This is a genomic window from Streptomyces sp. SP18CS02 (assembly GCF_036322365.1).
In the GTDB taxonomy this organism is placed as follows: Bacteria; Actinomycetota; Actinomycetes; order Streptomycetales; family Streptomycetaceae; genus Streptomyces.
Genome location: NZ_JAQYXC010000295.1, coordinates 448,617 through 458,821 on the forward strand (window position 1 = coordinate 448,617; position 10,205 = coordinate 458,821).

The window sequence follows — 10,205 nt, forward strand, 5'->3', positions numbered from 1 at the left end:
CCAGGCAGGGCGTCCGTCCGGCTCTCTTCCGAAGCGTGCGGACGGCACGGGTACGCTGCGGTCTGCCACCCCCCACAGGTAACGAGAGGCAGTGTGCTGGTGACCGCTCTCCCCCCGGCTCCGCGCGCCCGCCGGGCCGCCCTCCCCGTCGCGCTCTGTGTGGCGCTGGCAGCGGTCCTCACCGCCTGCGGCGAGGATCCGGACGAGGGAACGAACGGGGTGGGCAAGCTGTCCGCCTCCGACATCGAGTCCCGGGCCAAGGCGGCCGCGGACGGTGCGGCGGCGGTACGGCTGGCCGGGAACCTGGTCAGCAAGGGCGGCACGTACAAGCTGAACATGCGGCTCAACGGGACCGGCGCGGTCGGCTCGGTCGTCACCAGGACCACCACGTTCGAACTGCTGCGGGTCGGCGACGCGCTCTACCTCAAGGCGGACGCCGGCTTCTGGAGCCACGGCGAGAGCACGGCCGAGCCCACCGAGTCGGACACCGAGGCGGCGGACAAGCTCGACGACAAGTACGTCAAGGTGCCGCAGGACGACCCCTCGTACAAGCAGTTGCGCGGCTTCACCGAGATGAACACGCTGCTCGACGGTCTGCTCGACGTGCACGGCGAGGTCAGCAAGGGCGAGCGGGACAGGATCGGCGGCATCCGCACCATCAAGGTCGTCGGCGGTGCGCAGGGCGAGGGCGGCACACTGGACGTCGCGCTGGAGGGCACGCCCTACCCGCTCCAGCTGGCCCGCGGGGGCGGTGCCGGGGTCGTGGTCCTGTCGGACTGGAACCAGGACTTCCCGCTGGCGGCGCCCTCGAAGGGGGAGATCGTCGACTACGGCCGCCAGCTCCCCCGTACGAGCGACTGACGGGCCCGGGCGAAGGGCCCCGCGGGCCCTACCGGCGCTTCTTGCGCCCCAGCAGCAGACGCGGAAGCGCCGCCGGGGCCGGGCGGCGGGTGGTGGCCGCCGTCGGCAGCGGCGCCGCGGCCAGTGAGCCGGTCGGGTGGTCGGTCCTCGCGTCGCGCGGCGTCAGCCGCAGGACGCGGCACTCGCGCGCCCACCGTTCGGTCATCGTCTCGGCGTCCGGCGCGTTCAGCCGCTTGCCCTTGAGCTCGCCGACCGCCGACTCCCACTCCGGTGAGCCCGGCGCCAGCTCGCCGACCGTCGCGGTCCACGCCACCAGCCGGCCGCCCTTGTCCTTGCTGCGCAGGGTCACCTCGGCGGTCGACCCGTCCGCGAGGCCGGGCAGCGGCTGCTCCCCGGGACCGTCGCCGACGACATGTGCCGCACCCTCGTGCCACACATGCCACAGCGCCCGCGCGGGACCGTCGCCGCGCACCCAGATGAGACCGGACTTCTTGGTGGCCTCCTCGACGAGGGCCTGGCCGAGCAGCGTGTCTGTCATGCCCGCAGCTTAGGGCCTCCCGTCCGGATCCCGCCGGCCCGCGCGCCCCGGCGCAGCGCCCCTACAGCCAGCCGTTGCGCTTGAGCGTGCGGTGGATGGCGAGGCAGACGCCGATGATGCCGGTCAGCACCATCGGGTAGCCGTACTTCCAGTGCAGCTCCGGCATGTGGTCGAAGTTCATGCCGTACACCCCGCACACCGCCGTCGGTACGGCGACGATGGCGGCCCAGGACGTGATCTTGCGCATGTCCTCGTTCTGCGCGACGGTCGCCTGTGCCAGATTGGCCTGGAGGATCGAGTTGAGCAGCTCGTCGAAGGCGATGACCTGCTCCTGGACCCGCGCCAGGTGGTCGGCGACGTCGCGGAAGTACTTCTGGATGTCCGGGTCGACGAGACGCATCGGCCGCTCGCTCAGCAGCTGCATCGGCCGCAGCAGCGGGGTGACGGCCCGCTTGAACTCCAGCACCTCGCGCTTCAGCTGGTAGATCCGCCCCGTCTCGGTGCCGCGCGTGCTGCCCTTGGTGGGCGGGGAGAACACATCGATCTCGATCTGGTCGATGTCGATCTCCACCGCGTCGGCGACCGCGATGTAGCCGTCCACCACGTGGTCGGCGATGGCGTGCAGGACCGCCGACGGTCCCCGCTCCAGGAGTTCCGGCTCGCCCTCCATCCGCTGCCGCAGATTGCGCAGCGAGCCCTGCCCGCCGTGGCGGACGGTGATGACGAAGTCCCGGCCGGTGAAGCACATGACCTCACCCGTCTCGACGACCTCACTGGTCGCCGTGAGCTCGGCGTGCTCCACGTAGTGGATGGTCTTGAAGACGGTGAAGAGGGTGTCGTCGTACCGCTCCAGCTTGGGCCGCTGGTGGGCGTGGACCGCGTCCTCCACCGCGAGCGGGTGCAGCCCGAACTCGGCCGCGATACCCGCGAATTCGGCCTCGGTCGGCTCGTGCAGCCCGATCCAGGCGAAGCCGCCGCCGTCCCGCACCTGGCGCATGGCCTCGCGCGGGGTCAGGCACACCGCGCCCGTCGCGCCCGTCACGTCCTTCACCCGGCGGCCGTCGCGGTAGACGGCGCAGTCGACGACGGCGGTGGACGACGACGGATCGCGGGTCGCGTCGTACGAGTTGTACGTGTTGTAGGGGGCACTGCTCTTGCGCAGGGAGGGGCGGACCACTGCGCGCAGGTCACGAATCATCGACATGGCAGGCTCCTTCACGGAGAAGCCGTCGGCGAGGCGTGGCACAGCCCGGAATGAGGACGTGGCGTTGCTTACGTCCGCAAAGCGGGCGGCACCGCGGGGTCGCGGTGACGGCGTTCGCTACAGACAGGCAAAAACGATGTGCTCTTCCGCCGTGCGCGTGGCCGTGTACCCCGTGCGGGACGCCTCAGTTCACAGAGAGAATCGCGGAGCGGAAGAGCGGGTGGTACTGCACGGTCGACTTCGATCCACCGCGGCCCCACCTCCTCCTGCCGGTCCCCCGTGGGGGATGACGTGTCGTCGGGACCGGAAAGCAACTTCCCCGGCCGCCGCTGGGTGATGCCCCCAGCCTGCTGTCCCGACCAGCGGCCAAGACTATCAGCCGACTGAGGGTCAATCTTTTACTTTGCCCGTTCCATACGCGCTTTATGCTCGCTGCATGGGAGAAGTTCTTGCTCTGGTCGAATCCCGGCTCCGTTCGGTGTTCGGTGAACCGGACGCGCGTGCCGCGGTGACGTTTCTCGGCACCGATCGCGTCGAGGTGCTGCGCTTCATGGACAGCGACCCCGACGGCGTCCTCGTGCGCTACGCCACCCTCGGGATGTCGGCCCAGCCGATGACGGATCCCACGGCGTCGCTCGCCGATCCGGTCAAGGGCCCGCGCGCGGAGCTGGTGCTGTCGGTGCGCGCCGGGCTGGCCGACACCGACAAGGTGCTGCGCCCGCTCGCGGTCCTCGCCGCCTCGCCGCAGGTCGAGGGGGTGGTCGTGGCCCCGGGGGCGTCCCTGGACGTCGGCGAACCCCTGTGGCCCGGGGCGCCGTTCACCTCGGTCCTGGTCGCCGAGTCGGGTGGTCTGATCGAGGATCTGGAGCTGGGCGAGCCCATGGACCCGGTGCGCTTCCTGCCGCTGCTGCCGATGACGCCCAACGAGGCGGCGTGGAAGCGGGTGCACGGCGCCCAGGCGCTGGAGGAGCGGTGGCTGACCGGCGGAGCGGACCTGCGCGATCCGCTGCGCAGGTCCGTGGCGCTCGACTGACGGACCTCCCCGGAAGGGGACCGGGTCCCGGCGAGGAGCCGGGCCCCGACGCGAGACCGCCCCGATGTGAAGCCGCCTCGACGTAAGGGTCCGACGTGAGGGTCCGACGCGAGGCCGCCCCGGACCCGGGCCCCCGGTCATCGGGGCCCGCCGCCGGGGCGTCGTCGGGGGCCGTGCCGCCGGTCGTTCGGCCGGCGGCAGCAGGCGCCCGCGGGGAGGTCAGTCGGCGAAGACCGTGACGCCGTCCTCCACGGCGTGCTTCGGTCCGAGCTCCTCGGCCTCGTGGCCGAGCGAGGACCGCCTCGCCCACACGATGCCCGCCCCGGCCAGCGCCGCCGCCCCCGCGACCACGAACGGCATGCGGACGTCGCTCCACTCCTCGATCTTGGGGGCGAGGCAGGGCGCGGCGGCGGCCGCGAACCACCGCACGAAGTTGTAGCCCGCGCTGGCCACCGGACGAGGGGCGTCCGAGACGCCGAGGGCCAGTTCGGTGAAGACGGTGTTGTTCACCCCGATGAAGGCGCCGGAGAGGATCGTGCAGACGATCGCGGTGGTGTGGCTGCCGTACCCGAGGACGACGACGTCGGCGGCGAGCAGGACCAGCGAACCGCCCAGCACCTTCAGCGACCCGAACCGGGCCTGGAGGCGGGGTGCGACCAGCACCGAGAAGACGGCGAGCAGCACGCCCCAGGCGAAGAAGACCGCGCCCGACTTGTAGGGGGTCATGTTCAGCACGAACGGCGTGAACGCCAGAACCGTGAAGAACGCGTAGTTGTAGAAGAACGCCGAGGCGGCGGCGGAGGCCAGTCCGCCGTGGCCGAGCGCCCTGACCGGGTCGAGCAGCGAGGTCCTGCGGGCGGGCCGCGGCTGCTCCTTCAGGAACACCGCGATGCACAGGAACCCGATGGCCATCAGCGCGGCGGTGCCGAAGAACGGGTAGCGCCAGCTGGCGTCACCGAGGACCGCGCCGAGCAGCGGTCCGCAGGCCATGCCGAGCCCGAGCGCCGACTCGTACAGCAGGATCGCCGCCGCGCTGCCGCCGGCCGCCGCTCCGACGATGACGGCGAGCGAGGTGGAGACGAAGAGCGCGTTGCCCAGCCCCCAGCCGGCCCGGAAGCCGACGAGCTCGCCGACCGACCCCGACGTGCCGGACAGGGCGGCGAAGACGATCACCAGGGCCAGACCGGCGAGGAGGGTCTTCCTGCCGCCGACGCGGCTGGAGACGAAGCCGGTGACCAGCATGGCGACGGCGGTGATCAGGAAGTACGAGGTGAAGAGCAGCGACACCTGGCTGGGCGTGGCGTGCAGCCCCTGGGCGATGGACGGGAGGATCGGGTCCACCAGCCCGATGCCCATGAAGGCGACGACGGACGCGCCCGCGGTGGCCCAGACGGCCCCGGGCTGACGCAGGAGGCCGCCCGACCCCCTGTCCAGGGGATCGTGCCCCGGGCCGTGTCCCCGCGGCTCGCCCTGGGTCCTTCCCCTCTCGGTGCCATTGCCACGCATACCGGCTCCTCATCGTGTCCTGGGCGTCCATGAATGATTGCGATATACACAGAATAAGTTAGGCAAGGTAATGAGTGCAAGCTACATCTATAATACGGGGGTGGGGCGGCACACCGGACGGGTGATCGTCCTTGACGCGGCGACGGCCGGGGAGGACCGTTGAACCCTATGAGGGGCGAACCCAGTTGCCCGAAGTGCGGAGGCCGGGTCAGGGCGCCCGGTCTCTTCTCCGACTCCTGGCAGTGCGACGTGCACGGCGCCGTATATCCGCTGCAGCCCGTGCTCCCTCCCAGCGTCGAAGCGCTCGGTGTGGTCACGCACCGCGCCAAGGTCCCCGTATGGATGCCGTGGCCGCTGCCCGTCGGCTGGCTCTTCACGGGCGTGGCCTACGCGGGCGACGACCGCAGCGGCGGCCGCGCCACCGTCGTCGCCTGCTCGGGGCCGGGCCCGCTCGGCGGGATGGGGGAGCTGCTGCTGGTCGCCGAGGAGCCGGGCGTGGGGCTGGGCGCGCGGTACGCCGGAATCGACGGCCCCGATCCCGGACCGCACATGTGTGTCGACAAGCCGCCACAGGCCAAGGTGCTGGCGGCCGGACGCCCCACCCCGCTCTGGCACGTCGGCGACGCGCCGGAGGACCGTGCGGTGTTCGCGGGGGAGGCGCGCGGCCTGTGGCTGTGGGCGATCGTCTGGCCCGAGAAGTCCGGACTGCTGATGTACGACGAACTGGTCCTCACCGACCAGCGCGAGTCCGGGTCGGAGGTCGAACTGCTGCCGTGCGGGGCCCTCTCGCCACGGCTGCTGTCCTGACATCCCCACCAGGGCCGACCCGTGCCGGGGGCGGCGCCACGGCGTCCGGGGAACCGGAACGCCGTTATCCTTGAGCGTCCCCTGTCCGTCAGCGAGCCCCGGAGTCAGCGTCGTGCGCATCGATCTGCACACCCACTCCACGGCCTCCGACGGCACGGACACCCCCGCCGGGCTCGTACGGGCCGCCGCCGAGGCCGGTCTCGACGTCGTCGCGCTCACCGACCACGACACGACCCGCGGCCACGCGGAGGCGGTCGCCGCCGCCCGGAGCCTCGACGCGGGCCCGACCCTCGTCACCGGCGCCGAGCTCTCGTGCCGTATCGACGGCGTGGGCGTGCACATGCTCGCCTATCTCTTCGACCCGGACGAGCCGCGGCTGCTGCGCGAACGCGAGCTGGTCCGCGACGACCGCGTGCCGCGCGCCCGCGCGATGGTCGGCAAGCTCCGGGAGCTGGGCGTCCCGGTGGAGTGGGAGCGGGTCGCCGCCATCGCCGGAGACGGTTCGGTCGGCCGCCCGCACATCGCGGAGGCGCTCGTCGAGCTCGGCGTCGTGGCCGGTGTCTCCGACGCCTTCACGCCCCAGTGGCTCGCCGACGGCGGCCGGGCGTACGTCGAGAAGCACGAGCTGGACCCCTTCACGGCGGTCGGCCTGGTCAAGGCCGCGGGCGGGGTCACCGTCCTCGCGCACCCGCTCGCCGTCAAGCGCGGACGCACGGTGCCGGAGGCGGTCATAGCCGACCTGGCCGCGCACGGCCTCGACGGCGTCGAGGTCGACCACATGGACCACGACGAGCCGACGCGCCGGCGGCTGCGCGACCTCGCCGACGGGCTCGGGCTGCTGATTACGGGCTCCAGCGACTACCACGGCACCCGGAAGACCTGCCGGCTCGGGGAGTACACCACCGACCCGGAGATCTACGGCGAGATCACGCGGCGCGCGACGGGCGCGTTCCCGGTGCCGGGCGCGGGCGGACGTCCGTAACCCCACCCGCCTCACCTTTCCCATTTTCTGTACGACTCTCTGCGCAAGGCCCTCACTGTGTTCGACGCTGCCGTCTTCGGCTCACTCTTCCTCACCCTTTTTGTCATCATGGATCCCCCCGGGATCACCCCGATCTTCCTCGCCCTGACCTCCGGGCGCCCGGCCAAGACACAGCGCCGGATGGCCTGGCAGGCGGTCGCCGTGGCGTTCGGCGTCATCGCCGTTTTCGGCGTGCTGGGCCAGCAGATCCTGGACTACCTGCATGTGTCGGTACCCGCGCTGATGATCGCGGGCGGTCTGCTCCTGCTGCTGATCGCGCTGGACCTGCTCACCGGCAAGACCGACGAGCCGACGCAGACCAAGGACGTCAATGTGGCGCTCGTCCCGCTGGGCATGCCGCTGCTGGCCGGTCCCGGCGCGATCGTCTCGGTCATTCTCGCCGTGCAGCACGCCGACGGCGTGGGCGGCCAGATCTCCGTCTGGTCGGCGATCATCGCCATGCACGTGGTGCTCTGGCTGACCATGCGCTACTCGCTGGTCATCATCCGCGTGATCAAGGACGGCGGCGTGGTGCTGGTGACCCGGCTCGCCGGAATGATGCTCTCGGCCATCGCCGTGCAGCAGATCATCAACGGAGTGACCCAGACGATCCAGGCCGCCTGACCGGTCCACGGGCACGCGGCCGCCCCGGCCGCGTCGATCCGGCCCGGGACGGCACTGCGCCCCCGTACGGACTCCGGTCGCGGAGTGCGTGCGGGGGCGCGGTGCGTACGAGGCCGCTGTACGTCACGGCCGGGGCCGTGGGGGCGGCCGGGCGTTACGAGGCCGAGGACTCGGCCGGGCGGATGTAGATGCGCTGGCCTACCGCGGCGGCCTGCTGCACGATCCGGTTGACGGAGGCGGCGTCCACGACGGTACTGTCCACGGCGGTGCCGTCGACGTCGTCGAGTCGCAAGATTTCGAAGCGCATGGGCTTCTCCCTTCGTCTGAGCTGATCCTCCACGTGGAGAACTGTGTTCCGTACTGGTGACAACGGCATGCAGGGTGCAAACATTCCCTACGCTAAAGAAAACTTTCGAGTGTCTAACTACTCGCTGGTAGGGCTGTTGGCGGGGCGGGCGCCCGCACCGGACAATGGGGCCGGTATGAACGACGCAAAGATCGCCCAGGCCGACCGGCTCGCCGAGCTCGACACCCGCCTGGAGCGCACCAATGAGCTCCTGCAGCGCATGCTGGCCGAGGTCGCCAAGACGCCCTCGACCCATGCCATCTTCGTCGACGCAGGTTACGTCTATGCTGCGGCCGGGTTGCTTGTCGCGGGCACCGAGGACCGCCGCTCCTTCGACCTCGACGCGGAGGGGTTGATCGAGGCGTTCATCGACAAGGCCCGCACGATCTTCGCGGACAGCCGGCTGCTGCGGGTCTACTGGTACGACGGCGCCCGCCGCCGCATCCACACCCCCGAGCAGCAGTCGATCGCCGAGCTGCCCGACGTCAAGGTCCGGCTGGGCAACCTCAACGCCAACAACCAGCAGAAGGGCGTCGACTCGCTGATCCGCTCCGATCTGGAGTCACTCGCCCGCCACCGGGCCATCAGCGACGCCGCCCTGGTCGGCGGGGACGAGGACCTGGTGTCCGCCGTCGAGGCCGCCCAGGGGTACGGGGCGCGGGTCCATCTGTGGGGCATCGAGGCCGCGGACGGACGCAATCAGGCGGAACCGCTGCTGTGGGAGGTCGACAGCCAGCGCACCTTCGACCTGGAGTTCTGCCGCCCGTACGTCACACGGCGACCCGTGACGACGTACGAGAACGAGGGCGAGCCGCCGCCCTCGCGCGACGAGGTGCGCTTCGTGGGCGCCCAGATCGCGGCGAGCTGGCTCGCGGAACGGGGCCGCGACACGATGGCCGAGCTGCTGCCCGGCCATCCCTACCTCCCCGGCCCCGTCGACCAGGACCTGCTGATCGAGGCGGAGCGCATCCTCAGCCGCTCGCTGCGCGGCCACGCGGTGCTGCGGCGGGCGCTGCGCGACGGCTTCTGGCAGCACCTTCAGTCGCGGTTCTGACCGTCCCGGCCCAGGTCCCGGCCCTGCCCGTCCCAGAAGCCGGCGACCGCCGCCGCCGTGGGCACCGGGCGGTCCGTGTTCGGTGAGTGCTCGGCGCCCTCGATGACGGTACGGTGCGCGCCGAGCCGCCCGGCCATCTCGTCGAGCAGCGGCACGGGCCAGGTGTCGTCCCGTACGCCGGACACGACGTGCACGGGCAGCGACGGTCCCAGGGCCGCCAGCTCCGCGACCCGGTCCGGCTCGGCCATGAGCGCGCGGCCCGTCGCGAGGAGCTGGGCGGGGCGGTGGCGCAGCCAGCGCCGGCGCAGGTCCTCCCGCTCGCCGCGCGCCGCCGGGGTTCCCTCGGCGTCCTCCGGCGGGTCCAGGGCCCGCATGGCCTCCCACACCTGGTGCATGCCCATGACTCCCAGGGCGTCGCCGAGCAGCTTGATCTTGTCCTGCTGCGCCGGGGCGACCTGGGCGGGACCCGACGACATCAGGGTGAGGGTGAGGAAGGGCGCGGGGTCGGCGAGCACGGCCGCGCGGGCGATCTGGCCGCCCAGGGAGTGACCCAGCAGATGGACCCGGCCGCAGTCGAGCGCCTCCGCCTGGGCGAGGACGTCAAGGGCCAACTCGCTCTGCCCGTAGGCCTGTTCATCGTCCGGTCCGGCGGTCTCGTACTGCCCGCGTCCATCGACGGCGACGGCCCGGTAGCCCGCGCCGGCGAGTGGTTCGAGCATCGCGATGAAGTCCTCCTTGCTCCCGGTGTAGCCGGGCAGGAGCAACGCGGTCCCCTTCGGCGCCGTGCCGTCGACCGGCCGCGCGTCGAGCACGGCGAAGTCGCCACGGGCGGTGCGCAGCGGGTACGCGCGGGCACAGGCGGGCGGGATGAACGTGGGCGGGCGGCTCATGGGACGAGGCTAGCCGGGGCGCGGTCCCCGGGGCTCCCCCGCCCCTGGGGAACGCGAAGGCCCCGCCCCCAGGAGGGGCGGAGCCTTGGAGGCGCGTCGGCCGTGGGCGGGCGTCAGCCCTCGGGCTGCGCCGCCACGGCCTTGGCCGCACGGCGGCGGCGGGGCTTGGCCTCGGAAACGGCCTCGGGGGCGGCTTCGGGGGTCGCTGCCTCGGTGGTGTCCGTGGCGGCGGCCGTCTTGGCGGCGGCGGTCTTGCGGGTGCGGCGGGGCTTGGTCTCGGCCACTGCCTCGGGGGCGGCGGTCTCGACGGCCGGCGCGGTC

12 protein-coding genes are annotated in these 10,205 nt (G+C 72.0%); 6 read left to right on the forward strand and 6 right to left on the reverse strand.

Annotated features, from left to right (window positions below; all coding sequences use genetic code 11):
- Positions 1–99 precede the first annotated feature (99 nt).
- Complete coding sequence (locus tag PUR26_RS28775; protein WP_329876684.1) at positions 100–861, forward strand: hypothetical protein; 762 nt, start codon at positions 100–102, stop codon at positions 859–861.
- A 28-nt stretch (positions 862–889) separates the two neighbouring features.
- Here PUR26_RS28775 and PUR26_RS28780 read toward each other — a convergent pair whose 3' ends face one another.
- Both PUR26_RS28780 and PUR26_RS28785 read right to left on the reverse strand, forming a co-directional pair.
- Entirely contained in the window at positions 890–1,399 is a 510-nt protein-coding gene (locus tag PUR26_RS28780) for a hypothetical protein (RefSeq protein WP_329876686.1), read from the reverse strand.
- Between the two features lie 61 nt (positions 1,400–1,460).
- The gene (locus PUR26_RS28785) at positions 1,461–2,603 is read right to left on the reverse strand and encodes a magnesium and cobalt transport protein CorA (RefSeq protein ID WP_329876688.1); all 1,143 of its coding nucleotides are present in this window, start codon (positions 2,601–2,603) and stop codon (positions 1,461–1,463) included.
- A 436-nt stretch (positions 2,604–3,039) separates the two neighbouring features.
- Between PUR26_RS28785 and PUR26_RS28790 the strand changes: the two genes are divergently transcribed.
- Positions 3,040–3,636 carry a suppressor of fused domain protein gene (locus PUR26_RS28790; RefSeq protein ID WP_329876690.1) on the forward strand — a complete coding sequence of 199 codons (597 nt, stop codon included), beginning with the start codon at positions 3,040–3,042 and terminating at the stop codon, positions 3,634–3,636.
- Positions 3,637–3,855: 219 nt separating this feature from the next.
- Here PUR26_RS28790 and PUR26_RS28795 read toward each other — a convergent pair whose 3' ends face one another.
- Positions 3,856–5,142 (reverse strand): MFS transporter, encoded by a 1,287-nt coding sequence (locus PUR26_RS28795; protein WP_329876692.1) that lies wholly within the window; start codon positions 5,140–5,142, stop codon positions 3,856–3,858.
- A 168-nt stretch (positions 5,143–5,310) separates the two neighbouring features.
- Between PUR26_RS28795 and PUR26_RS28800 the strand changes: the two genes are divergently transcribed.
- From PUR26_RS28800 to PUR26_RS28810, 3 genes are all read left to right on the forward strand, one after another.
- Complete coding sequence (locus PUR26_RS28800) at positions 5,311–5,949, forward strand: DUF6758 family protein (protein WP_329876694.1); 639 nt, start codon at positions 5,311–5,313, stop codon at positions 5,947–5,949.
- A 112-nt stretch (positions 5,950–6,061) separates the two neighbouring features.
- Positions 6,062–6,931 carry a PHP domain-containing protein gene (locus PUR26_RS28805; protein ID WP_329876696.1) on the forward strand — a complete coding sequence of 290 codons (870 nt, stop codon included), beginning with the start codon at positions 6,062–6,064 and terminating at the stop codon, positions 6,929–6,931.
- 57 nt (positions 6,932–6,988) lie between these two features.
- A complete protein-coding gene (locus tag PUR26_RS28810; protein WP_329876698.1) occupies positions 6,989–7,594 on the forward strand; it encodes a MarC family protein in 606 nt (201 codons plus the stop codon).
- A gap of 154 nt (positions 7,595–7,748) precedes the next feature.
- Here the strand turns inward: PUR26_RS28810 and PUR26_RS28815 are convergent, their stop codons facing one another.
- The gene (locus PUR26_RS28815; protein WP_329876700.1) at positions 7,749–7,901 is read right to left on the reverse strand and encodes a hypothetical protein; all 153 of its coding nucleotides are present in this window, start codon (positions 7,899–7,901) and stop codon (positions 7,749–7,751) included.
- Positions 7,902–8,076: 175 nt separating this feature from the next.
- Between PUR26_RS28815 and PUR26_RS28820 the strand changes: the two genes are divergently transcribed.
- The gene (locus tag PUR26_RS28820; RefSeq protein ID WP_329876702.1) at positions 8,077–8,994 is read left to right on the forward strand and encodes an NYN domain-containing protein; all 918 of its coding nucleotides are present in this window, start codon (positions 8,077–8,079) and stop codon (positions 8,992–8,994) included.
- On the opposite strand, the gene PUR26_RS28825 is transcribed toward PUR26_RS28820, so the two are convergent.
- Positions 8,979–9,884, reverse strand: coding sequence for an alpha/beta fold hydrolase (locus PUR26_RS28825; protein WP_329876704.1), 906 nt, complete (start codon positions 9,882–9,884; stop codon positions 8,979–8,981). The two genes, PUR26_RS28820 and PUR26_RS28825, sit on opposite strands and share 16 nt — an antisense overlap.
- Positions 9,885–9,997: 113 nt before the next feature.
- On the reverse strand, positions 9,998–10,205 hold a 208-nt coding region (locus tag PUR26_RS28830), incomplete at its 5' end, for a hypothetical protein (protein ID WP_329876706.1).